At 46.5% G+C, this 23,773-nt stretch carries 20 protein-coding genes; 15 read left to right on the forward strand and 5 right to left on the reverse strand.

Going from position 1 to position 23,773, the window contains the following annotated elements:
- The first annotated feature begins 190 nt into the window (after positions 1-190).
- From O59_RS07520 to O59_RS07535, 4 genes are all read left to right on the forward strand, one after another.
- Entirely contained in the window at positions 191-1,540 is a 1,350-nt protein-coding gene (locus tag O59_RS07520) for a glycosyltransferase (RefSeq protein WP_040391700.1), read from the forward strand.
- Positions 1,537-2,115, forward strand: coding sequence for a hypothetical protein (locus O59_RS07525; RefSeq protein WP_007641184.1), 579 nt, complete (start codon positions 1,537-1,539; stop codon positions 2,113-2,115). Before O59_RS07520 ends, O59_RS07525 begins: the two co-directional genes overlap by 4 nt.
- A complete protein-coding gene (locus O59_RS07530) occupies positions 2,090-2,788 on the forward strand; it encodes a polysaccharide deacetylase family protein (protein ID WP_007641185.1) in 699 nt (232 codons plus the stop codon). Before O59_RS07525 ends, O59_RS07530 begins: the two co-directional genes overlap by 26 nt.
- Positions 2,789-2,977: 189 nt before the next feature.
- Positions 2,978-3,388: a hypothetical protein gene (locus O59_RS07535; protein WP_040391702.1), complete on the forward strand. Its 411-nt coding sequence runs from the start codon at positions 2,978-2,980 to the stop codon at positions 3,386-3,388.
- A gap of 135 nt (positions 3,389-3,523) precedes the next feature.
- On the opposite strand, the gene O59_RS07540 is transcribed toward O59_RS07535, so the two are convergent.
- Positions 3,524-4,246, reverse strand: coding sequence for a phosphoadenylyl-sulfate reductase (locus O59_RS07540; RefSeq protein ID WP_007641187.1), 723 nt, complete (start codon positions 4,244-4,246; stop codon positions 3,524-3,526).
- A 171-nt stretch (positions 4,247-4,417) separates the two neighbouring features.
- Between O59_RS07540 and thrH the strand changes: the two genes are divergently transcribed.
- On the forward strand, positions 4,418-5,035 hold the full coding sequence (thrH, locus tag O59_RS07545; protein WP_007641188.1) for a bifunctional phosphoserine phosphatase/homoserine phosphotransferase ThrH: 618 nt from the start codon (positions 4,418-4,420) through the stop codon (positions 5,033-5,035).
- Between the two features lie 59 nt (positions 5,036-5,094).
- Here thrH and O59_RS21685 read toward each other — a convergent pair whose 3' ends face one another.
- The 3 genes from O59_RS21685 to pabB form a co-directional block, all read right to left on the reverse strand.
- Complete coding sequence (locus O59_RS21685; RefSeq protein ID WP_007641189.1) at positions 5,095-5,250, reverse strand: hypothetical protein; 156 nt, start codon at positions 5,248-5,250, stop codon at positions 5,095-5,097.
- Positions 5,251-5,383: 133 nt separating this feature from the next.
- Positions 5,384-6,136, reverse strand: coding sequence for a dienelactone hydrolase family protein (locus O59_RS07550; protein ID WP_007641190.1), 753 nt, complete (start codon positions 6,134-6,136; stop codon positions 5,384-5,386).
- 168 nt (positions 6,137-6,304) lie between these two features.
- The gene (gene pabB, locus O59_RS07555) at positions 6,305-7,744 is read right to left on the reverse strand and encodes an aminodeoxychorismate synthase component I (protein WP_007641191.1); all 1,440 of its coding nucleotides are present in this window, start codon (positions 7,742-7,744) and stop codon (positions 6,305-6,307) included.
- 156 nt (positions 7,745-7,900) lie between these two features.
- Here pabB and O59_RS07560 point away from each other — a divergent pair, with 156 nt between their 5' ends.
- From O59_RS07560 to O59_RS07595, 8 genes are all read left to right on the forward strand, one after another.
- The gene (locus O59_RS07560) at positions 7,901-8,527 is read left to right on the forward strand and encodes a DUF4230 domain-containing protein (RefSeq protein WP_007641193.1); all 627 of its coding nucleotides are present in this window, start codon (positions 7,901-7,903) and stop codon (positions 8,525-8,527) included.
- 21 nt (positions 8,528-8,548) lie between these two features.
- Positions 8,549-11,350 (forward strand): DUF2339 domain-containing protein, encoded by a 2,802-nt coding sequence (locus O59_RS07565; RefSeq protein WP_007641195.1) that lies wholly within the window; start codon positions 8,549-8,551, stop codon positions 11,348-11,350.
- Between the two features lie 161 nt (positions 11,351-11,511).
- Entirely contained in the window at positions 11,512-12,921 is a 1,410-nt protein-coding gene (locus O59_RS07570; RefSeq protein WP_007641196.1) for a DUF3999 family protein, read from the forward strand.
- A 56-nt stretch (positions 12,922-12,977) separates the two neighbouring features.
- Positions 12,978-13,844: a DUF5655 domain-containing protein gene (locus tag O59_RS07575; RefSeq protein ID WP_007641198.1), complete on the forward strand. Its 867-nt coding sequence runs from the start codon at positions 12,978-12,980 to the stop codon at positions 13,842-13,844.
- 31 nt (positions 13,845-13,875) lie between these two features.
- On the forward strand, positions 13,876-14,628 hold the full coding sequence (locus O59_RS07580; protein ID WP_007641201.1) for a ribonuclease H family protein: 753 nt from the start codon (positions 13,876-13,878) through the stop codon (positions 14,626-14,628).
- A gap of 61 nt (positions 14,629-14,689) precedes the next feature.
- Entirely contained in the window at positions 14,690-15,262 is a 573-nt protein-coding gene (locus O59_RS07585; protein ID WP_007641202.1) for a hypothetical protein, read from the forward strand.
- A 32-nt stretch (positions 15,263-15,294) separates the two neighbouring features.
- On the forward strand, positions 15,295-16,182 hold the full coding sequence (locus O59_RS07590; RefSeq protein ID WP_007641204.1) for a hypothetical protein: 888 nt from the start codon (positions 15,295-15,297) through the stop codon (positions 16,180-16,182).
- 155 nt (positions 16,183-16,337) lie between these two features.
- A complete protein-coding gene (locus O59_RS07595) occupies positions 16,338-17,189 on the forward strand; it encodes a DUF1080 domain-containing protein (RefSeq protein ID WP_007641206.1) in 852 nt (283 codons plus the stop codon).
- A gap of 313 nt (positions 17,190-17,502) precedes the next feature.
- Here O59_RS07595 and O59_RS21830 read toward each other — a convergent pair whose 3' ends face one another.
- Positions 17,503-17,841 (reverse strand): hypothetical protein, encoded by a 339-nt coding sequence (locus tag O59_RS21830; protein ID WP_040391703.1) that lies wholly within the window; start codon positions 17,839-17,841, stop codon positions 17,503-17,505.
- 52 nt (positions 17,842-17,893) lie between these two features.
- On the opposite strand from O59_RS21830, the gene O59_RS21365 reads away from it, so the two are divergent.
- Together O59_RS21365 and O59_RS07615 are read left to right on the forward strand one after the other, a co-directional pair.
- Positions 17,894-19,552 carry a cellulase family glycosylhydrolase gene (locus tag O59_RS21365; RefSeq protein WP_198284772.1) on the forward strand — a complete coding sequence of 553 codons (1,659 nt, stop codon included), beginning with the start codon at positions 17,894-17,896 and terminating at the stop codon, positions 19,550-19,552.
- Positions 19,553-20,441: 889 nt separating this feature from the next.
- A complete protein-coding gene (locus O59_RS07615) occupies positions 20,442-23,738 on the forward strand; it encodes a TonB-dependent receptor (protein ID WP_081489667.1) in 3,297 nt (1,098 codons plus the stop codon).
- The last annotated feature ends 35 nt before the right edge of the window (positions 23,739-23,773 follow it).

The raw sequence follows: 23,773 nt of genomic DNA on the forward strand, positions 1-23,773 counted from the left end.
GTGTAGCGAAGATTGAGGTGCCATTGCTGAGTATGGTGCTATGTTGTATAGCGTACAGAAGCGGATTTGTTCGCTGTTATATCGTGCGCCAATAATGCACAACCATAGTTTATGTGGGGGTCAGCCGCTGTTCTTGGCTGAAAGGCGTTGTGTGTCTATTCAAACCAGGAACTTTTAGAAAGGAAATATTATGAAGTGCTTATTTCTTACCTCTAGCCCCGGCTATGGACATACCCGGGCTGCAGAAGCAATCGACGCGGCGCTTCGGTGCCGTTATCCGGATATTGAAACGCAATATTTGGACATTACCAGCCTTATCGACCCACAAGTAAGCGAGGCAATTCAAGGCGGCTACTTGCGGATGACGGCTGAGCAGCCGGATTTGTATCAAAAACTCTATGATTTGGATAAAAATTTCTATCGCCAACTTGCGGGAAAAATACCGGCGGATAATGCATTGATTGAATTTTTAGCGCAGCAGCAACAGCAATTTTTTCCGGAAGCCGTAGAGCGCTCCCATTTTACGCTGCCGGTGTCTTACAAAAGTCTCGACAGCGCATTGTTTAATACTTTAATCAACAGTATTTGTAATCGCGAAAAAATTCCTGCCGGGCGTCTGCTTTTGCAGGGTTTGCTTGGTTTGATATATAACATTTTGGCCTCGCGCTTAAAAAAATTCGTGAACGAATATGCGCCTGATTTTTTGATCGCAACCCAAATGTATCCCAATGCATTGTTGGCGCGTTCAATTGAAAAAGGGGCGATTACCCAGCCGGTAATTGGTGTGTTAACTGATTACGGTACACACGGCCTTTGGGTTCGTAATACAACCAGCTTATATTGCGTGAGCCATGACGAAGCGGCTGAATCACTGCGCCGTAAAGGCATAGCGGAAGATCGTATTTGTGTAACGGGTATTCCGTTAATGCCTGCGTTCACCAATATTCCCACGCAAATAAAAGCCCAGCAGGATCTGGGCCTCAATCAACAACCGACCATTTTAATAACCGGTGGCCAGTGTGGTATTGGTGTGCTCGATACCGTTAAACGGTTGCTTGACGATGAATCGCTTAATTATCAAGTGCTGGTTACTACCAGCAACAATACTGCTGAGAAAAAGGTATTAAAGGCGCTTACGCTGGATTATCCATCCCGTTTTCGCGTGTTTGGATGGTGTGATGACATTAGCCATTTAATCTGTGCTGCCGATGTTGTAATTGGTAAGCCCGGTGGATTAACGGTGAGCGAAACCCTCGCATGCGGGCGACCATTTATTGCTACCTGTTGTTTGGGCGGGCAGGAGATGCACAACGTGCAATTTTTGCGGGAGCGAGGAGCCGGGCTTCTGGTTGAGTTAGACCAATTGCCTCAAACCCTGCGCGAAATATTTAGCAATGCAGAGCGTTTGGGGGATATGAAACGAAATGCCTATCGTTTGGGGCGCCCCAACTCGGCCCGCGAATTGGTAGTGGAAGTGGAAAGAATTCTGCGTAAGAAAGAAATGGCTTATTTAGAGGAAGTAAGTTTGGTTGAGCTATGAAAAATTCATTATTTTACCGATTTATGTGTTGGTACGATGGTTATTGGCGCCGCAAACATGGCGTAGAAAAATTCGACGAGCTATTAAGTTTTTCTTTCGAGAAATTTTCGGGTAAGCGGCGCGTAATGAATGATGGAAGTTGTATTGAGCCCGGCGACTGGCTAATCATTTTGCATTTTAATCGTGAATGTTTTATCGGTTCCTCCGCTAACCCTCAGCACTCTATTCGTAATGCCTTGCGTTTTCGCAAGTTATTGCTGTCCTCGTTGGGGAAGTTGGCCAAGCACATTGATGAAAATGAAAGGTTTAAGCGAGTTAAAGTGTTGCATGGAATTAGCTGGTTACCCCCTCACGGAGAAAGGTTGGGGTTTTTAATTGAACCGAAACCCAATTCAATTTTTAGCTTTTTTCAAGCCTTGTATTTTAAACTCTTATTACAAGTCTTTTTCCCTCATGTTGCTTTATCCGGAAAAAAACCAATACAACCTTATGCTTATTGGTTAACTCGTCGTAATTTACTTAAATACTTTTCCCCGGACTCGCAAGAAAATGAACTTCTTATTGCCCAAAAGTAAACGCGGTGAACTGCAGCCTCTGCCACATTTACTTTTGCCGCCGCCCATTCGTGCTATAAGTCACCTTAATAAATTGGGCATTCCAAATGTCCATGCACGTTGTTCTATTTGTTTAACATTCGATGATGGCCCCGATCCAATATACACACCTAAAATACTTGAGGTATTGGAAAACCATAATGCAAAAGCCACATTTTTTGTATTGGGTGAAGCTGTGGAACAGTTTCCCGGTTTGGTATATGAAATTTTGAAAGCGGGTCATGGGATTGGTAATCATACCTACAGCCACAGTCATCCGTGGATGATGTCACCTTTGCGTGCGCAGCAGGAAGTTAGCAAAACTAACAGCATAATTAAGTCGGTTACTGGAATTACACCCCGGTGGTTTCGTCCACCTTTTGGGCGTTTGCGTGCAGCGATGCGCAGGCAGGCACATCTGGAGGGGATGAGGACGGTTTTATGGAGCCGTAGTGTTATCGATTGGGGCATGCTCGGCAATAAAGCGGGCATCGCCCGGCGGCTCGAAACCATTGAGCCGGGTGACATTGTACTAATGCATGATGGAAAGCGTGAGGCGAATAACCCGGAGTTTACGGTTGAATGCTTGCCAACATTTTTGCAGTCTCTTGGTGAGAAAGCCTTGGCTGCTTGTACGTTGGATGAGGTTTTTTAATGAACATAAAAATTCTATTTTTTTCAGTTTGTTGTAACTGTGAAAAATATTGGTTTGCGCGCCAATATCGATGAACAATTTGCATATCGATAGACAACTCATAACGAGGCTCCTATGCTCAACACTTGCTACTCAGTGCGAGGTGGCCTGAGTATTTGGCAATTTTTTGACTTAAAAAAGGAGTGAGTTATGGCGGTTTCTAAAATCAAGTTTGTAACCATTGTTGGTGCGCGTGGTGGGAGCTCCTCCAATCAGGATCTCGAATTAACGGTCATGGGAAGTAATTGGGAGTCTGTCAGTGGCCAGCAACCCGGCGCAGTTAAAGAAACTATTATTGATTTACCTGAGCCAGTTTCAATAAATGACTTCAGTTTTAACTTTTTTGATATTTATGCAAGTTCAATGAGTGCAGGTTCATCCTGGCTGTTATTGGAATCCATTTATATTATGGATGCCAGCCCTGGTAGCCCGAGCCAATTATTATTGGGGATTCCCAATTGGCCCAAAAATCTGTGGCTCTGTAATGAGGTTCAGTCGATTAGCGGCGGTTACGTAGTGACAGGTTGTAATTTGGGTGTTATCGCTAAAATGTCTAACTAGATTTTCTTTTGCGCTGAGTTTTTCTTTTGCCCCCCCCGTTTGTTCGTAAATAAACACCCGAAAGCAAAACGCCCGGTTTTTTAAACCGGGCGTTTTTTTCAGGTCCTAATTTTTAAATGTTCCATTCACAAGCAGTTACTTCACATTGCCCGCATGTAAACCACATTCTTTTTTAGTGGCTTCTTCCCACCACCAGCGGCCTTCGCGTTCATGTTGCCCGGGTGCAACGGGGCGGGTGCAAGGCTCGCAGCCGATGGAAATAAACCCGCGCTCGTGCAATTCGTTGTAGGGCACTTCGCACATGCGAATGTAATCCCACACTTCTTTGGATGACCAATTAGCCAGTGGGTTGAACTTGGTCAGTTTGTCGCCAGGGCGGGCAAACAGTTTGTCGTCTTGAATGACAGGAATTTCCGCGCGGGTAGGGCTTTGGTCTTTGCGTTGACCGGTAATCCAGGCATCCACTGTCAGCAGTTTTTTACGTAGCGGTTCGATTTTGCGAATACCGCAGCACTCTTTGTGGTCGTCCTCATAGAAACTGAACAGGCCTTTCGCTTGCACCAGTGCGCGCACGTCGTCGCCATCGGGTGACACTACATCGATCTTAATGCCGTAGTGTTTGCGTACCTTTTCGATAAAACGATATGTCTCGGGATGTAAACGGCCGGTATCTAGGCAAAACACCTGTACATCGGGGCGATAGTTGCGCGCCATTTCGATCAGCGCTACGTCCTCGGCACCGCTGAAAGAAATCGCGATATTCTCGAACTGGCTCAGGGCGTATTTGATGATTTTCTGGGGGCTTTCTTGCTGCAACTTGGCTTCAAGATCAACAAGATTGATTTGGCTATCGGTCATGGTGGCTACTCACGGTCATTCTTTTTAAGAGGCAGTAAGGATACCAGAGGCGCCGCCTCCAGCCCAAGTAATGCGCGGTATTCAGGTTTGCTTTAGCAGGGTAAAAAGGGTAGATTGCCGCCACTCTTTTTACCCCTAATAGCTTGATTATTAACCGTCTTGGAGGTTGTTGTGGAATTAGCATGTCTGGATTTGGAAGGTGTATTGGTCCCCGAAATTTGGATTGAATTTGCGAAAGTGACCGGCATTGAAGAGCTTAAAGCCACTACCCGCGACATCCCTGATTACGATGTATTAATGAAGCAGCGCCTGCGCATTCTGGAGCAGCACAACCTCGGCTTAAAAGAAATTCAGGACGTGATCGCCACTCTCAAGCCGCTCGAGGGCGCCGTTGAGTTTGTGGATTGGCTGCGCGAGCGCTTCCAGGTGATCATCCTCTCGGACACGTTCTATGAATTCTCCCAACCGCTGATGCGCCAATTGGGTTTCCCAACACTGCTGTGTCACCGTTTGAACATAGATGAGCGCGGCATGGTGGTTGGCTACACCCTGCGTCAACGCGATCCAAAGCGTCAATCTGTATTAGCGCTGAAAACCTTGTACTACCGTGTAATCGCCGCTGGAGACTCGTACAACGACACGACGATGTTGGGCGAAGCGGATCAAGGCATTCTGTTCCATGCACCGCAAAATGTGATCGAGCAATTCCCGCAATTCCCGGCGGTTCACACTTACGAAGATTTGAAGAAAGAATTTATCAAAGCGAGTAATCGTGAACTGAGTTTGTAATTAGGGCTTTAATCGCTATAACGCAAAAAGGGGCAATCATTCATATGATTGCCCCTTTTTTATTGCTGTTGATTGAGTTCTATTAAGGGCGGTGCCCACTGCTGTTTTGTGGCGCCAACACCCAACAAAAACATCCCTTTGAGGAGGATAATAATCAGTGCTCCGATAACCAGTTCAGTAAGGATTTTATTGTTCTTTTGAGTTGGTATTTTCATCGTAACTCCAAGGTGAATCAGGTGTTTTAACGTTTAGTTCAATACCCACTTCACTTGGACTATCATCTAATGATCTTGTTACAAAATATTATGGTTGAGCCATAGCGTGACACCTCCTTTGTCACTATTGCTACTAGTACAGCACTCGCTTAAACATGCCCAGTGCTGTTTGGTAACCCCACAGCTGCAACTCTGCATCGTATCTCTCGCCTTCATCGCGCATAAAAGCATGCACACCATTCACCTCATGCCAAGTGAAGTTCACTCCCTTCGCAACCAGGTTGGCATAAACTTTTGCGCGCCCCTCCGGCGGAATATGCGGGTCTTGTTTGCCCCAAATCATCTGCAATTCCCCTTTAATTTCACCGGTGCGAGTCAGGCTTTCATTGCCGGGGTTGGAGGGTGTTAAGCCGGAGTGAATGTCCGTTGCATAAAAACAGCTAGTGGCCGCGATGGCCGGGTTGATGGCCGCGCGATACGCCAAACCACCGCCCAAGCAAAAACCCATAGCGCCGATTTTGCCGGAGTAATAATCCAGTGTTTGCGCGTAATCGATCATCGCCTGAGTATCGCTGTCGTGTGCTTCCAGGGTTTTGGCGACTTTATCGGCGTTGCCTTTATCGCGGCCGGCATCGTCGTAACCCAGTACGGTACCGATTGGGTTTAACTCATGGAACACTTCCGGAACAATCACAATAAAACCGTGGCCCGCCATAATTTGGGCGCTGCGACGGATCGGTGAGGTCTGTTGGAAAATTTCGGAGTAAAGAATAATCGCAGGGAATTTTTTGCCGGCGGTTTCGGGGGTGTTTTTGGGGCGATAAACATAGCAGCGCATAACGCCGGTAGGGGTGTTTAAGTCGATTTGATGATCCTGGATAAGCATTATTTTCTCCTCTATTGATGGGGTAGATGTTTTGTAATTGGCACTGAGTTTTCGGAATTCGGACTCTTCTTTCAAAACCCTCAAGTCAGGGACGACTTGAGGGAGCTACAGGGATGTATTCATGCGTTTTTGAAAGAAGAGTCCGTGTTTCGAAAACGGGCTTCAAATTTAAGAACCAAACTCTTTTTCAAGTGTATCCATCAGCACTTTTACCTTAGCGATGGACTCGCGGTATTCCTGCTCGGTTTCTGAATCTGCAACTATGCCGCCGCCGCCCCAGCAGTGGATTTTGTCGCCATCGCATACCAAGGTACGGATGGCGATGCTGGTATCCATTTGGCCGTCGGCACTGATGTATCCCAGGCTGCCACAATAAAGCGAGCGGCGGGTGGGCTCCAACTCTTCGATAATCTCCATGGCGCGAATCTTCGGCGCGCCAGTAATACTGCCGCCGGGAAAAGCATCGCGTAGCAGGTCAAGGGCGGTGGCATTGGGGGTTAACTCACCGGTCACGGTGCTCACCAGGTGATGTACGTTGGCAAAGGTCTGCAGTTCGCAGAGTGTGGGTACCCGTACTTGTGCGCAGTGTTTGCTCAAATCGTTGCGTAGCAAATCCACAATCATCACATTCTCGGCGCGATTCTTCAGGCTGTTTTGCAGCCATTCGGCGTTGGCGGCATCCTCTTCGGGGGTCGCGCCGCGTTTGATCGTCCCTTTAATCGGTTTGGTCTCCACGCGCTTGTCACGCACCTGAATAAACCGCTCGGGCGATAAGCTCAGCACCGAACCGGCCTCCAATTGCATAAAACCCGAGAAGGGCGAGGGCAGTGCCTGGCGCAGGGCGAGGTAAGCAATAAGCGGATCGCCGCTGAATTCAGCGCTGAAACGCTGGGCAAAATTGACTTGATAACAATCCCCCGCACGAATGTAGTCGTGAATTTTCGCCAGTGCTTGTTGGTATTCTTCTACTTTAAGATTGCTTTCAAACTCACTGATTTTGAACGATTTTTGAACACTCTTAATGCAATTTATAGCTTCGTGGAACGCTGGGTTTTTAGCGGCTGAGGCGCAGAGCTGCTCGATTTCCAAAAAGTTATAAGCATCGCCAAGCCGTTGACCCAGCTCAGTATTGATGACTAAACAAGCGGTTTTATGCTGGTGATCCTGAATAATCGCCCAAGGGTAAATGCCGACCGACATATCCGGCAGCGCTATATCATTTCGCGCAAGATTAGGCATGGTTTCCAAGCGGCGGCCGAGGTCATAAGCAAAATAGCCAAGTGCGCCGCCAATAAAAGGTAGGTTGCTATTTGAATGTTCGGGTAATTGATCGGCTGGTAAATATTTCTTGAGCAGATAAAACGGATCCAGTGCAGATTCGTCTGTGCGTCCATCATCGTAACGAATAGATGTGTTCGCCCCACGTGTTTCTACCAAGCACTGCGGCGCAGCGGCGATAATATCAAAGCGCCCATACGTGCTCTGCGGGCGGCCGGAATCCAGCCAGACAGCATGGGGTAAATGGCGCACCAGAGCGAACCAGTGGGCCGAGTCTGGTTGATAAACAAGCGGAATAATGTGAGGTGTTGTGGCAGTAAAGTCGGGCATGGAATCTCGTCGGGCTATGCCGTTACGGGGGTTGCATTCTACCTTATCAAGCCTCGGCTGCGGCAATTAGACTTTGACGCCAAGCCCGTTTAAGCTGCTGCGACTTCGAGTGTGCTTTTGTCGCTGACAAGTGTTTGTTAATTAAGGACTAACCTGATGGATTTCCTCGTTTTTATAGTGGCCATGTTGATTGGCGGGGTTGCGGCCTGGCAGGCATTTAGCTGGTACTACGCCAAAAAGTTTAAACCTGCCAAGCAGGATGTTGCTGCTGAATCCTTTGTGCTGTTGGAGCGGATCGAAAAGGTGTTTAAGGTGGTATTAGCCGAAGGTTATTTCACCGAAATATACGATCACAAATCCAAAAAAGATTTCTTTGGCATTTTCAAAACTAACAGCAAGGCCTTGGTCGTCGCCAAAGCAAAAGTATCGGTAGGTTACGATTTTGCCAAAATGCGTTTTCGCCGCGATCACCAAAGCCGCACGCTGGTTATCGAGCACTTTGCCGACCCTGAAATTATTTCTATCGATACCGATTACAAGTTCTATGACATCAACCAAGGCTTGCTCAATAAGTTTGATAACGAGGATTACACCGAAATTCTCGCCGAAGCCAAAAAGCTGATGCAGGACAAAGCGCAAGCGAGCGATTTACCCGAAATTGCGCAAAAACAAATTCAACTAATGATGCAACAACTCTGTGCTTCCGTCGGTTGGCAGTTGGAGCATGAAAAGGTGTTGGAACCGCTGAAAACGGTACAAGTGCTTGTTGATGATAATAAATAAAAATACACGTAAGGAATTTCTATGGTTTTACTGATTATTTTCACCTTGGTCGGGATGGGCTTGGGTGAAGCGGCATTTTATGAAAATGGTTGGCTGATTGGCGGCGCGCTGGGGTTTTTGATCACCAAAATCATTCAACTCAGCGGTCAGGTTACGCGCCTTCAGCGCGATGTAAAACAACTGCAATCCCCGCCGATTCCACCCGCGCCGATTGCGCAACCTGTTACTGCACAGTCGGTGTCGGTAGTGTCGCCTGTCAATGCAGAGCCGGAGCCGCTGCAACAAACTCCTCAACACCAAGCTCCTCAATACCAAACTCTGCTGGATGAGCGCTTAAAGGAGCATGGTATTGAGTTGCCGCCGGCGCAACCGCAATTGCCGCCACAAACTGCCGCACGTCAAACAACAGTGCCGCAATCACAAACTGTTTATCAACCCGCAGCGGCGCGCTATGAGCGCCCGCCTCGCCAGCCCAATGCAGTGGAAAAAGCCGCTGAAAAACTGCAGCAATATCTCAAGGATTTTTTCACCCAAGGCAATCCTATTGTGCGTATCGGCATGGTAGTGATGTTTTTTGGTTTGAGTTTTTTAGTGAAGTACGCCGCGAACCAAGGCATGTTTCCGCTGGAATTACGCATGGCGATAGTGGCTGGCATTGCACTGGTGTTAATTGGGCTCGGCTGGAAAACCCGTGACCGTGAGGGTGGTTACGGGCTGGTATTGCAGGGCGGTGGTATTGGTGCGCTGTACCTCACGGTATTTGCGGCGGCCAAAATGTATGCACTGATGCCTACTGGTGTTGCGCTGGTATTAATGCTGATTATTGTTGCGCTGGGTGTGCTACTCGCCGTTATCCAAAATGCACAAGTACTGGCGCTAATGGCCACCGCTGGTGGTTTTCTTGCGCCCATTCTCACCTCGGACAGTTCCGGGAATCATGTCGGGCTGTTTAGTTTTTATCTGCTACTTAACCTCGGCATTCTCGCCATTGCCTGGTTTAAAACCTGGCGCTTGCTCAATTGGGTCGGCTTTGTTTTTACCTTTGTAATTACCTCGCTCTGGGGCGTATTGAAATACGAGCCGCATTTATATGCCAGCACCCAGCCTTTTTTGCTCGCGTTTTTTGCGCTTTATTTAAGCGTATCGATTTTATTTTCACTCAAACAACCGCCCAACTTAAAAGGTTTGGTGGATGGCAGTTTGGTATTTGGTTTGCCGATTGTCGGTTTCGGTTTGCAAACTGCGCTGCTTAAACACACTGAATACGGCTTGGCGATTAGTGCATTAATTTTGGCGATAATTTATATCACGCTGGCGCGCGTGCTCTGGGCAAAATACCAACAAACCCACCGGGTACTGATTGAATCTTTTATCGCCTTGGGTGTGACCTTTGCCACGCTCACCATTCCGCTGGCGTTAGACGCGCAGTGGACATCTGCAACTTGGGCCCTGGAGGCCGCCGGTTTAATTTGGGTCGGTTTGCGTCAGCAGCGATTGCTACCGCGCTGTGCCGGTTACTTGTTGTATATCGCGGCGGCGGTGTCATTGCTGATTGACGGTATTAGTGCTGGTTCCTTGCCTATTATTCGCGGTGATTTTATCGGCTTGCTGATCCTGTCTGTCGCCGCACTGGCGATTGCCTTCACTGCAGATCGTTTTATTACCGCGTTGCGGTCGAGCGAAAAACACTTGGCATCTGTTGCGCAAATTATTGCGTGGCTCTGGTGGTTGCACGCGGGTTATATGGAGTTAAGTGCCCATGTGGCGGGCGAGCAGCATTTTGCCGCGCTGATTGGTTTTTTTGCCGTCTCCGTTGCCGGTGTAATTGGGTTAAGTAAAAAATTAAGTTGGCCGTCACTGGCGTCGCTCGGTTTTTGGTTATTGCCTTTAACGTCACTCTGGGCGCTGCGTAATTTTGGCGAAGGCTTATTTATCGGGTATGGCGTTTATCCCTCGCAGGGTTGGGGTTTACTGGCGCTTGGTTTATTTATTGCGGTGCAATATCGCTTTTTATGGAGCCGTCGCGAATTGTCACCCGGCGGTTTATTAAGTGTGTGGCACATTTTAAGCGCGTGGTTTTTATTCACGCTGGTGTATTGGGAGGCAAGTCACTGGCAGGGTGTTATGCAATGGTATGGCACCAGTGCGGCGGTATTGTGGTTTGCGTGTTTGGTTGTGCCCTTGGTTGCGCTGCTGTATTTCACACCTAAATCCATTTGGCCGTTTGCGGCTTATCCGGCGGATTATAAAAATTATATTCCTGCGCCGTTGTTGCTGTTATTACTCGGTTGGTTTGTTGTTGCTTCACATTATTCCGGTATCACCAATCAATTTTATTTACCCATACTCAATCCGCTGGATTTAGCACAAGCCGCTGTATTGGCGATTGTTGCTTATGCCATTAAGCGCGGCTTTATTAATTTGCACACAGCACCCGCCGAGTTGCGCTACGGCTTGCTCGGTGGTTTGGGTTTTGTGTGGATTAACCTGGTGCTGCTACGTGCAATTCACCATTACGCGGCTGTGGACTATGTCGCCGCAGTAATGTGGGATTCTGCCATCGTACAAATGTCGCTTTCCATTTTGTGGGCGATTTGCGCGTTGGTTGTTATGAATATTTCCCGCCGTCTGCAAGAACGCAAACTCTGGATGCTCGGCGCCGGTTTACTTGCCCTGATAGTCGCAAAACTATTCCTGAAAGATTTAAGCGGCGCAGGTACCTTGGCAGGTGTTGTGTCGTTTATGGCCGTGGGTGCATTAATGTTACTGATTGGTTATTTATCACCGATTCCGGCGAAAGCAAAAGCGGTAGAGCCTGAGTAAACGCACTCCGAAATCGTTTGCGATTAGGGGCTTTGTTTCGAAAACGCATGAATACATCCCTATAGCTCCCTCAAGTCGTCCCTGACTTGAGGGTTTCGAAACAAAGCCCCTAACAGCAAACTTATACTCTGCCAATGTGCGATTTGTATAAGAGGTAAAAAATGAATTCCGTTAAAAAGTATCTAACAACAATTGCAATAGCACTGGGTTTTAGTGCGGGATGTAGTGCTGAAATAATACCCGTATATAAAATTGACGCTGCCACTGGCAGCTATGTGCAAACTACCTTAACCCACGATATTTATCGCTACAGTGCCGATACACAATTAAAAGATTTAATCGTTACCGATCAACAAGGCAATAAGCTGCCGTACCGCATTAGCGCGCCGGATACAAAAATCAGCGTGCAAACGCAACAAACGCCTGTGCGTTATTTCCCGGTGCCGGTCGGTGCATCGCCAGAAACTTTGTTGATATTAAGCAGCGCCTCTATTCGTTTGGCGGATAACGAAATTTCCGTCAGTGTAGAGAAGGGCAACAACCCCTTAGCGGAAAACCAAACTGCCGCTACCGATTTTTATGTGGTGGATTTGAGCGATGTAAGAACCCGTGTTGACAGCTTGGCTATTCTTTGGCCGATTAACGAGGCGCATCAATATCTGGAAGTGGAGGTCAGTGGCACCAATGATATGACCAACTGGACACCTATCACCAACACCACACTGGTGCAATTGCAGAAAGAGGGCGAGTATTTAACGCGCAATAAAATCGCGCTAAACCTGAATGAAATGCAATATGCCTATTTGCGCTTAAAATTTACGCGCGGTGGCGACAATTTAAAACTCACCAGCGTTCATATTGAAAATACCGATAAAATTGCCAACGCACCCACCGCTGACACCTGGGAAGTGCAGGGAGCCTTGGCAGAAAAACAAAGCTCTGCTTTACACGCTGAACGCCACAACAATAATTCAGCCGTCGCCGCATGGGAATTTACCCGCGACGATATCGCTCCGGTTAGTCAAGTGAGCCTGAATTTAGGCAACATTCAATACGGTGATAGCCTCAATGTTTTTTCCCGTCGCAGCAGCAAACAACCCTGGCAATTAGTGCATCAAGGTATTTGGTTTAACGCCCAAGTCGGCAGCGAATGGCAGCGCAGCGACGCCATTAGTATTTACAGCAATAGCGATACCCAGTGGCGCGTTGAACTCAACGAATTAGTGCGCACCACGCTAACACCTGCGCTGGTATTTCACCGCACAGCACAGACCTTACAATTTATCGCCAACAACACCGCCCCCTATAACATCGCCATAGACAACCAAACCACCACCGACCACCAAGCCGTTAGCGCGCAAATATTCTCGCAACTTATGGCAGGGAAAGACGTGCAATGGGAATCCGTAACCGCAGAACCCCTGAACCCTAATCTTGGCTCCTTTGCCCGTCACCAAATAGATATAAATTGGAAAACTATTTTATTTTGGTTGGTGTTGATTAGTGCGGTGGGGGCGTTGGTGTGGGTAGCGGTTCGGTTGGTGGGGCAGATAAAAGCCACAGTAAAGTAGCGTTTGAACTCTAAAAAAGTGTATTTAATTACTGGGGTCTTAAAAGAGGATTGATAGTGAATTTCAAAAAATTGAAAACAGTAAATTTAAAAAGTAATCCTGTGCTAACTGAAAAATGGCTACAGGACATAATTGCTCAAGATCCCAGTGTTCTAGGTATCGGTGATGTTTTACTGAAAGATAAGGAGCGCATTCATCCAGGTGCGGGTCGATTAGATTTGTTACTTCAGGATGCCGACGGACATGGGAGGTATGAAGTTGAAATTCAATTGGGAGCAACGGATGAATCTCATTTAATTAGAACTATTGAGTATTGGGATATAGAAAGGAAAAAATACCCTCAATATGACCATACAGCTGTAATCATAGCGGAGAATATTACATCTCGTTTTTTTAATGTGATTAGCTTATTTAATGGTTTTATTCCTCTGATGGCCATTCAAGTAACTGCGATAGAAACAGAGGGTGGTGTGGGTCTTCTTTTTACCAAGGTATTAGATACGGTGAAATTGGGTTATCTCGGTGATGATGAGGAAATTTCTGAGCCAACTGACAGATCCTATTGGGAGTCAGTTAGAGGAACAAAGAAAACTGTAGGTTTGGCTGATAAAATATTGGAGCTAGTGCATCAGTTCGCCCCAAATGCTGAGTTAAGCTACAACAAATATTACATTGGATTTTGGATTGATGGTCGTGCATATAATTTCGCCATAATGCGTCCTCAAAAGAGTGGTCTGCGGTTAGAGATTAGATTGCCGAAAGAGGATGAAACAGACAACATTATAAATTCAGCTGAACTGGATATGCTCGATTACGATACTAGGTGGAGAAGTTATCGGATTAAGTTAAACGAAGAATCTATCGTTAATAAAAACGGTTTTTTATTAACTCTGCTCAACAATGCGTACGAATCTAGACGATAATTCGATTTTAAACTAAAAGAAAGAGAGTGTAATGGCTTCAAAATTTTATGTGGTATGGGCTGGGCGCGAGACGGGGATTTTTACGGATTGGGCTACGTGTAAAAAGCATATCGATGGTTTTACCGGTGCACGGTATAAATCGTTTTTAACTCGTGAAGAAGCCGAAGCAGCTTTTGGTGGTGCAAAACCGACGGCGGGAACGGGTGGGCGTGCAGCAACTGCTGCGAAGATCAAAACCTATAACGCGGCAGAAGTAAATGCCTTGCCGGTGGATGTGAAAATTTTTACTGACGGTGGTTGTGAACCAAACCCCGGTGAAGCGGGGTCGGGGTTGGCGTTGTATCGCGATAATAAAATCGCTGAGCTTTGGTATGGCTTGTATAACCCGAATGGCACCAATAACACCGCCGAATTAAATGCATTACACCAAGGTCTGCTACTGGCGAAAGAGGAAATCGCCAAAGGTAAAACTGCGGCGGTTTTTTCTGACTCGCAGTATTCCATTCAGTGTGTTGTGCAATGGGCCGTAGGTTGGGAAAAAGCGGGCTGGAAAAAGAAGGGTGGGGAGATTAAAAATCTGGAATTGATTAAAGAGATTTATTCCCTACACCAAACCCTGAAAGACAAAGTGCAAGTGCTACATGTGAATGGTCACGTAGGTGTACAGGGCAATGAACTCGCCGACCGCATGTCCATCCTCGCCATCAAAACTGGCGAAACTGAATTTGCGCTGTACCGCGAACCGCTGGATATTGCGGCGATTCTGGCGACGCGTGCGGGGTAATTACTGAACAGTAATTGGGGGCAATTACGGCCTCCAACAGTTTTAATACAAGGAAACAATAATGAAATTAGGTACATGCCCTTGTTGCGGCTCACGCGATTTACAAAAAGTACAAGGGGAAGAATTTGTTTGTCAGGCATGTAAAGCGCCATTGCGTTTTACTTGGAGCGCTGCTCACGGTATTGGTATTGTATTACCACTCACTTTGCCCAATTTGATGCAACAGTTTCCAGAGTTTATTCGCTATGGTGTTCCCGCCGTATTATTGGCGGTGTTATTGGTTTTGTATTTTAAGTATCGCCGCTTTCATTTAGATGAAATCCGCCTTAATGAATTGCTATTGGAATTGCAGCATGACCTACAGTTGGCTGGTAAATTTAGCGCAAGAAAAACTGGTGTGCTTGATTTTATCCAACAAATGAATGGACTAAAAAATACTTACGGTAAAGTGCCAGCAATACAAACGTTATTGCGGGAGCACTTTAATCGGGTTGGTGGCTTTAATATTGAGGAGCAGAGCAGGGCTTTTTCCGGGCTTTATCCTGATATCGATCTAAACCAATTTTCGCAACAACAAATATCTTTTGCTCAAGCAGAAATAGAGCGTTTGCGAGCCTATAGCGTAAAGGCGTGAGCTATTGATATCCACTGTAGATAAAAATAACAATGAACCTGAAAGCCCTGCTAAAAAATAATCACGCACACATGGCGTTAATCATCGGTAACGGTATTAATCGTTACAACAGCGATGCAGGGCTTAGCTCTTGGGATGCGATGCTGCTGGAGCTGTGGGAACGGCATACACACGACGAACCTAAAGATATTCCGCTGGGCATTTCCCTTACCGAATTTTATGACGCGCTGGATTTAAGCAGCAATGCGGTGAGTAAAAATCTGCAAAAAGAATTCTGTTGTTTTCTGGATGGTTGGCAAGCAAAAGAACATCACCTTCGCCTGATGCGCTGGGCGCAACAATATGCGGTGCCGGTATTAACCACGAATTTTGATGAAACCCTCTCTGATTGTGCCGGCCTTCAATTGCACCACACCGATGGTGTCCGCTTTACCGATTTTTATCCCTGGTCGAGTTACTTTGCAGCGCAAGCGAGTAATGACCCTGCACAAGAATTTGCGATTTGGCACATCAACGGTATTAAGCGTTATTCGCGTAGCATTCGTTTAGGGCTCAGCCATTACATGGGTTCCGTTGAGCGCGCACGCGCTTTAATTCATAAGGGCGGCGATAAGCGGTTGTACTCCGAAAAACACCAAGGCCAATGGAACGGCTGCAACACCTGGCTGCAGTGTATTTTTAATAATGATCTGGTGTTTGTTGGGCTGGGGTTGGACACCTCGGAAATTTTTCTGCGCTGGCTGCTGATCGAGCGGGCCAAATACTTCAAAACCTATCCCACGCGGCGGCGCGCCGCTTATTACCTGCACGCCGGGCGGGATTTGTCGCAAGGGCAGGTGATCTTCCTCAAAAGCGTTGGCTGCGACATTGTAAAACTGCCCAGTTACGATCGGCTCTATGGCGATGCCTGGCTTGTGTAGCGGGCTTGTGTGTTGGATTTGTATGGCTGGTCTCTGTGGTTAGTTTGGTTTTGTAAATCTCCTGCCATTTATCCGATAATTGGTTTAGATTTCTGCTCTCAGTGTTAATAAGCATATTAATAACAATATCCATCACAGCAGAAAGAGAGCTATTTATGACAATCCATGGATTCAAACAACACCTGCTGGCAGCTATGTTGCTGTGCGCAGTGGCAAGCTCAGTACAAGCCGCCCCCGCAAAAACCGCCGTAAATGACCCGAACAAAGAAGAATGGATTGAGATGTTCAACGGTAAGGATTTAAGCAACTGGAGCGTGAAAATCAGTGGCTTTGAGTTGAACGACAATGCGTTTAATACCTTTCGCGTCGAAGACGGCATTATGAAAATGCGCTACGACCAGTACAAAGAATTCAATAATCACTTCGGTCATATTTTTTACAACGGCGGCCCATACTCCCATTACCGTATGAAAGTGGAGTACCGTTTTGTGGGGGATCAGGTTAAAAATGGCCCGGCATGGGCGTACCGCAACAACGGCATCATGTATCACACGCAAGACCCCAAAACTATGGGCGTTAAGCAGGATTTCCCCGGCAGCATGGAATACCAATTGTTGGGTGGCGATGGCGTAAACCCGCGCACTACCGGCAACCTGTGTACCCCCGGTACCCATGTGGTTTACAACGGCAAATTTACCGAAGATCACATCATCAACTCCAATAGCGACACCTTCCACGGTGAGCAATGGGTAACTGCCGAGTTGGTAGTTCACGGCAGCGAAAAAGCCGAACACTTTATTAACGGCAAAAAAGTATTGGAATACACCGGTTTGCAATGGGACGACCGCACACCCAACAGCGGTGGTTACATCGCCCTGCAAGCAGAGAGTCACCCTACAGATTTTCGCCGCGTAAGCTTGTTGAATTTGGAAGGTTGTATGGATAAGACCGCGAAGAATTTCAAAAGCTATTTTGTGAAGAATAAACAGGAAGCGTGTGTTTATTAATCGGGGGCAGCATCGCCCCCTTGTCAAACTACCACTAACGTTAAAAAAACTTCCACTTTTTGTTTTTTGGTAACCTTTTTCCGAAAAGCGATATCAGTATTACCAGGGGTTTCAATAGGCTGCGATCAACCGTACTTGCTGTACGGTTGATCGCACATCTATTAATAATAAGTATTGAGATCCCTGTTATGAAAACAATAAATGCATTGTTAGTGCTAAGTATTGCCTCGCTGCTTTCTGCTTGTGGCGGTTCAGGAGCAGGCTCGGGTGCCAGTTCGAGTAGTGTCTCGTCAATGGTTGAGTCGGTATCCAGTCAGTCGAGCGCAGTTAGTGTTGATGCTTCATCGGTCGACGCCAGTTCGTCTAGTCTTGCCTCTTCAGTCGCTGATGTCAGTTCATCGAGCCCTGCTATTTCATCGGTTGATATGAGCTCATCCGGCCTCGCTATGTCATCGGTTGCTATGAGTTCGTCATCCGTTATTACCATTTCGTCGGCGGATGCAAGTTCATCAAGCCTTGCCGCTTCCTCGATTGTGGCAAGCTCTTCTAGTCTCGCAATTTCATCTTCATCGATTGAAGCCAGCTCATCCAGCCTTGTGAGCTCTTCTTCAGTTGCAAGCTCCTCCAGTCTTGCTGCTTCATCAGCCAGCACCGCTCTTTACCCCAGTTACAACACTAATCCCATTGCTCCTGATATGACGGGCATGGAAAGTGATGCGGTACAGTTGGCTGCCAAAATGAAGCTGGGTATTAATGTTGGAAACCAAATGGAAGCAACGAATTGCCCGCAGCTGGAATTGACACAGAGAGAGACTTGCTGGGGCCACCCGAAGGTTTCTGAGGCTTATATTCAATTGGTCAAGGACAGGGGTTTTGACGCGATTCGGCTCCCCGTATCCTGGGATCAGTACGCTGATCAAACTACTGGAAAAATCAGTGATTTTTGGCTTAATCGCGTGAAAGAAGTGGTGCAGTATGCGGTGGATAATGGGCTCTACGTAATGGTTAACATCCATTGGGATGGAGGCTGGTTGGAGAGAAGTTTTCACGAAGCCGCTGAATCTGAAACCAAGAAAGAAGCGGTAAAAGCCAAACAAAAAGCTTATTGGGAACAAATTGCCACACATCTGCGCGAATTCGATGAACATGTCATGTTTGCGAGCGCCAACGAGCCTGATACATCTAATGACAACGAGTCAGCCTCTGTGATTGCATCAAGAGTTGCTGTTCTTGATGAGTATCACCAAACATTTGTCGATGCGGTTCGTTCCACCGGCGGTAAAAACGCTTATCGCGTGTTGATAATCCAAGCCCCAAAAACCGACATTGATCTGGCAACCAATAATTGGTTTGTTATGCCATCCGACACTGCAACGGGTCGCCAAATGGCTGAGGTGCATTTTTACCCATTTAGTTTTACCAACCAGGACGCAGATATAGTGGCTGACTGGGGAACCTTACAGTTTTTTTGTTACTGGGGTGAAGGCAACCATTCGGAAACTGATACTTTTCGCAACTCGACTCGCGAGGAAGAAGGGTTTGTTGATGCGAAATTTGCCCAAATGAAAACAAAATTTGCGGACCAAGGCATCCCCGTTGTGTTAGGAGAGTTCGCTGCAAGGCCGCGCTCTGAGGAAGCTTGCTCTGACTATCCCAAGCATCTCGCGTCGCGCGCTTATTACGCTCAATATGTCACCCAAGCGTCAATTGAAAATGGCATGCTGCCATTCTTTTGGGATACAGGCGAGGTGTTTGAGCGCGGTACTCCGGCTGTCAATAATCAACAAGTGCTTGATGGGCTATTAATAGGCTCTGGTAAATTGAACGGTAGTTCATCGAGTAGTCAGTCCAGTTCAGCGAACAGCTCCAGTTCGTCAACAGAAGTCTCCAGCACCTCTAGCAGCTCATCATCCAGTGCGAGCAATAGTATTGTCTTGGATACCAGTCCGAGTAATTGGAGTGTGAGCAATGGTGTAGTTAAAAATGACTCTGCCACTCATATTCAATTCACATTAAGTGCAAGCGGCCAAGCTGCTGAGATCGGGCTTGGTGCGCCAATAAATATGAATGGCTCGACAGTTGAAGTAGTGTTGAATTTTGATCAAGTGTTTGTGACTGACCGCAATAACGGAAATACTCAATTTTTCCAATTTTTTGCTTTAGATGGCGATTGGGATGATGTTGGCGGGCAGCAATGGGTATGCATGCAACAATCTACTCCTATAATTGCAGATCAAGATCAAACATTTACCTGTTCGGGAGCGTTTAATGATGTAGCAGATGCAGCAGTTTTCGGGCTCCAATTCTTCGCAACGGCAGGAACAGTTACCATTAAAAGTGCCACTATTACCTTGGCAGAATAATTAGTGGTTACTACAGGCCGACTTCATGTATGAGGTCGGCCTTTTTCTTTGTGGTTGCAGAACAAAACTGGCGATACCAATTCTGTCAACTCACGCTACACCGTGCATCTCACGCCCACATCCATAAGTATGGAACCCAGCGTGCACCGGCTTCAGCTGTTTTGCTTTTTTGTGGAGCAGAGCTATGACCCTTTCCAATTGTTTAATCGCAGCCCACCGGCAATCACAAAACCACAATTGTTAGAGGCTTTATTGATTGGCGTTGGAAAAGCCGTTGTAACAGGCCCGCTTTATAAACAAAGCGGGCTTTTTCTTTTGAACAGATTATTTTGGAGCTAAATCAATTGTTGAGTTGATGGGGTTATCGAGAAATCCAGTTATTAATCAAGCGATGCCTAATGTGCGATTAAGGGCAGGGTTTGTGTGGTTTGTTGGGAAATGATGAGGCATGGAATCTCCAACCAAAACCGCTTATCACGATAACAATATTTTTTATTTTTATAACAATAAATTAGAAAATGGATTAAATAGACAATTTTCCGCATTCTCTGTACGAGATGAATTTGGTCGGCTTTTCAATCTCTGCTGTTTATTTGTAACTTTTATTCTCACAAGTTTGGGTTGAAAGTGCAGAATCGACTGTAAAAATAGCAAATTTTGAAATTTTTATTCATATATTTGAAATTAAAAAAAAATTAAGAAAACACGCTATTCAGGATTTATATAAAACCCGCCTAATTGTGTAGAAGGGCAAAAGAAGTTTTAAGCGCCCTTTGGTTTCCCAGGTATGGCAAAAACCTTCTGCAAGGTCGTGAACCTTGCTTGGAGTCTTGCCCTGGACTTGGAGAGCGACACAACCATATAAACATAAATTAGGTGGTATACAGAGATGTCGAATAACAATAGTTATAACTATGGTCGGTTCAAGAAAACACTACTTGCAGCAAGTATTATGGCCATTGGGGCTGGGGCTTATGCGGCTGACGATTCCAAAACTACGGGCGCCAAAGATGATGATATTGAGGAGATCGTTGTTTCTGGTATTCGCCGGAATATTGAATCTGCCCAGGAATTAAAGAGAAATGCTAATACTGTAATCGATTCCATTACAGCAGATGAGTTGGGAGACTTCCCGGATAAATCGGTTGCCGAAGCCTTGATGCGTGTTCCTGGTGTAATGATTGAGCGCTTTGCTACGCGAACAGATACAGGCGCATTCTCCGTGGAGCCATCTGGCGTCATCATCCGCGGTCTACCATTTGTGCGCAGTGAATTTAATGGACGCGATACTTTTAGTGCAGATTCAAGTCGCGGTTTGAGTTGGGGTGATGTATCCCCGGAGCTTATGGGTGGTGTGGATATTTATAAAAACCAAACCGCGGAACTGATCGAAGGTGGTATTTCTGGTCTTGTAAATCTCAAAACCCGCCTGCCTTTTGATAGCGATAGCAGCGTAAATGTTGTCACCTTAGGCGCTAACTACAGTGACTTGTCAAAATCCAGCACCCCGGAGCTTTCAGGTATACATACCAGTCGTTTTGATACAGACGTCGGTGAATTTGGTGTGATGGCTAACTTTGCCTATTCCGATGTGGATGCTACATCGCAAAGCTCCAGAATGGCTCGCGTCAACCGCTTCCGGGATGTCTACGCTGAAGACTCGCTTTATTTTATTCCCCAAGGTGTTTCCTTTGGCGATAGCCAATACAGCCGTGAGCGCAATGGCGCCGCCTTAGCTTTCCAGTGGCAGGATAACGAAGGCCGTTACCTCGCAACGCTACAATACAACCGCTCCCAATATGAGAATACATCTGAAGGGCGTGGTATCGGCGTGGGTTGGGCTGGTCTTGGTGGCGGCGACAGCTTGTTCCTCGAGATTAAAGAGGGTGGCACTGGTTCTGGTGCAATTATTCGACCTGCTCCGGGTACTGACGCATTTACTTTTGCTGAAGATGGTTTGTTTTCCCACGGCACTGTTGTGCAAAACCACGGTTGGTGGGGCGCTAACAATAATGATTCAAAACTGGTTGCGGCCAATGCAAACGGTGAAGCCTTGGTTGAGACTTGCGCTAGTCTGGATTCATGGGCTGGTTGTGGTGAAGGCGCAGTTGTAACGGATTTTATTGGTGGCAACCTCAGCACCAATGCGGATGTGAGCGATTCCAAAAGTGTTACCGAAGATATTAGTTTGAATTTTAAATGGAATGTGACTGATAAATTCCGTGCAAATTTTGATGTGCAGCATGTAAATTCTGATTTGGATGAGTATCGAGTCAATACAGGTTTCAACACGTGGGCAAATCCAGAAGTTGACTTGCGTCATGACCTCAACAGGGTCGTTTTGAACGCGCCTACCAACGTTAACCTTCTGGACGCTGGGCAAGGCATATTTGCCAATCCTAATAGTTATTATCCCACCAGTGTGCTGGAGTTCCTTGTCGATAATAACGGTGAAGAATTTGCCACAAAAGTAGATTTAATTTACGACGTAGATTCCGGTTTTGTTGAGCGTATTAAAACTGGTGTGCGATACGCTGATCGTGATCAACAAGTGAATCAGGCCGGCAACTGGCAAGCTATGTCCACCTCCTGGAATCAGAATGCAGGCTGGTTCAACATCGACAGCCCAGCACATACTGGAATTTATGACGGCGAGGAATACACTTTTAACGGATACAAAGATGCTTTTGTTGTGGATACCTGGAAGTCTAACTACGGCAGTATAAGCATTGCTGATGGTGGTAACTTTTTTGTATTTCCTAACACCAGCACTATGCGCGATTGGAAATACACTAACAGCGCTATGGCGACTGGCCAACCGGTTAATGGTTTTTACCCGATCTGTTCTAATTTGGGTGGTCGCTTAACAGAAGTAGAGGGGACTTGTTTCCGTCCGAACGAGTCACTAAACGTATCGGAAGAGACTGAAGCATTTTATGTTCAGATCGATTTTGGTGGAAATGACCTCACACTCTTTGATCGCCCTGTAAGTGGCAACATTGGTGCTCGTTATGTTAAAACTGAAATCGCAAGTGCGGGTGGAGAGCAATTCCCTGAGTACGATCTTGAAAGCCGTCCATGTGAAGAGACTACTCCAACCGATCCAGACGCTCCAGAAACCCGTCCCCCGGTTCCATTTACGGTTACCTGTTATTTAGGTGCTGATGAGATTGCGTTTATGAACAATGGCGGTAACTTGGGAACCTCCAAAGCAACGCATCACAATGTGTTGCCGAGCTTTAACATCAAATACGATGTGACCGATAATTTTGTTACACGCCTCGCTCTTTCACGAGCCATGTCTCGACCAGATATTGGTAGCTTGAGAAATTACATTACCGTTAGTTCGAATTTACCCAGCGTGGATGACGAAACAGGATCTTTGTGGGTTAAGGACGCTAGTGGAGAAATTGTGGGTGCCAATGTCGCCTACACCGCAAGTGCTGCCAATCCCTACTTGAAACCGACTATTGCTGATCAGGCAGACATTAGTTTCGAATACTATTCAGGGCCTAACAGCATTTCTTTGGCTTTGTATAAAAAGTCATTTGACGATTACATCCAGACGGGAACCTATTTCCGCAAAATGACTAATAACGGCGTCACGAAAGATGTTGTAGTTACTGGTCCAATTAATGGCGATGGTGCAGAGGTTCAAGGGTTTGAAGTTCAAGGAACGCATTTGTTCCACTATTTGCCAGGTTTCTGGAGTGGCTTTGGTATTCAGGCGAACTACACCTATGTTGAAAATAAGGGCATCGAGAATACCGGTGTAAATAGTTCCTCTGAAAATGGTTCGAGCGGCTCCAGTGGTGCATCTGATCGTGTGCAAGTCGATCAGTTAGAAGGCATGTCTAAAGATGCTTATAACCTCGGTGTTTTCTATGAGCGTAATAAGTTTTCTGCTCGTTTATCCTATAACTGGCGCGCTGAATATCTCGTCACCGTTCAGGATTGTTGTATAGGCACACCTGTTTGGCAGGATGATTACGGCCAACTGGATGCTTCATTGCGTTATCGCATCAATGATATGTTTGAGCTGAGTTTATCCGGTAGTAACTTGACGGATCAAAAAGCAGTACTGACACAACAAATGGAAAATAGCGAAGATGGTGGAAAGCGTTTGAAATATTCCATCAATCAAAGTGATATTCGCTATACCTTGGGTCTCCGGGCGCAATTCTAGGTTAGTTGTCCATGGAGCTACCGTTTGTAACGGTA

The organism is Cellvibrio sp. BR, assembly GCF_000263355.1.
Taxonomy (GTDB): Bacteria; Pseudomonadota; Gammaproteobacteria; order Pseudomonadales; family Cellvibrionaceae; genus Cellvibrio.

Coding starts and splice junctions, on each gene's coding strand:
- O59_RS07520 (WP_040391700.1), top strand. CDS start 191: ATGAAGTGCTTATTTCTTACCTCTAGCCCCGGCTATGGACATACCCGG.
- O59_RS07525 (WP_007641184.1), top strand. CDS start 1,537: ATGAAAAATTCATTATTTTACCGATTTATGTGTTGGTACGATGGTTAT.
- O59_RS07530 (WP_007641185.1), top strand. CDS start 2,090: ATGAACTTCTTATTGCCCAAAAGTAAACGCGGTGAACTGCAGCCTCTG.
- O59_RS07535 (WP_040391702.1), top strand. CDS start 2,978: ATGGCGGTTTCTAAAATCAAGTTTGTAACCATTGTTGGTGCGCGTGGT.
- O59_RS07540 (WP_007641187.1), bottom strand. CDS start 4,246: ATGACCGATAGCCAAATCAATCTTGTTGATCTTGAAGCCAAGTTGCAG.
- O59_RS21685 (WP_007641189.1), bottom strand. CDS start 5,250: ATGAAAATACCAACTCAAAAGAACAATAAAATCCTTACTGAACTGGTT.
- O59_RS07550 (WP_007641190.1), bottom strand. CDS start 6,136: ATGCTTATCCAGGATCATCAAATCGACTTAAACACCCCTACCGGCGTT.
- pabB (WP_007641191.1), bottom strand. CDS start 7,744: ATGCCCGACTTTACTGCCACAACACCTCACATTATTCCGCTTGTTTAT.
- O59_RS07560 (WP_007641193.1), top strand. CDS start 7,901: ATGGATTTCCTCGTTTTTATAGTGGCCATGTTGATTGGCGGGGTTGCG.
- O59_RS07565 (WP_007641195.1), top strand. CDS start 8,549: ATGGTTTTACTGATTATTTTCACCTTGGTCGGGATGGGCTTGGGTGAA.
- O59_RS07570 (WP_007641196.1), top strand. CDS start 11,512: ATGAATTCCGTTAAAAAGTATCTAACAACAATTGCAATAGCACTGGGT.
- O59_RS07580 (WP_007641201.1), top strand. CDS start 13,876: ATGGCTTCAAAATTTTATGTGGTATGGGCTGGGCGCGAGACGGGGATT.
- O59_RS07585 (WP_007641202.1), top strand. CDS start 14,690: ATGAAATTAGGTACATGCCCTTGTTGCGGCTCACGCGATTTACAAAAA.
- O59_RS07590 (WP_007641204.1), top strand. CDS start 15,295: ATGAACCTGAAAGCCCTGCTAAAAAATAATCACGCACACATGGCGTTA.
- O59_RS07595 (WP_007641206.1), top strand. CDS start 16,338: ATGACAATCCATGGATTCAAACAACACCTGCTGGCAGCTATGTTGCTG.
- O59_RS21365 (WP_198284772.1), top strand. CDS start 17,894: ATGGAAAGTGATGCGGTACAGTTGGCTGCCAAAATGAAGCTGGGTATT.
- O59_RS07615 (WP_081489667.1), top strand. CDS start 20,442: ATGTCGAATAACAATAGTTATAACTATGGTCGGTTCAAGAAAACACTA.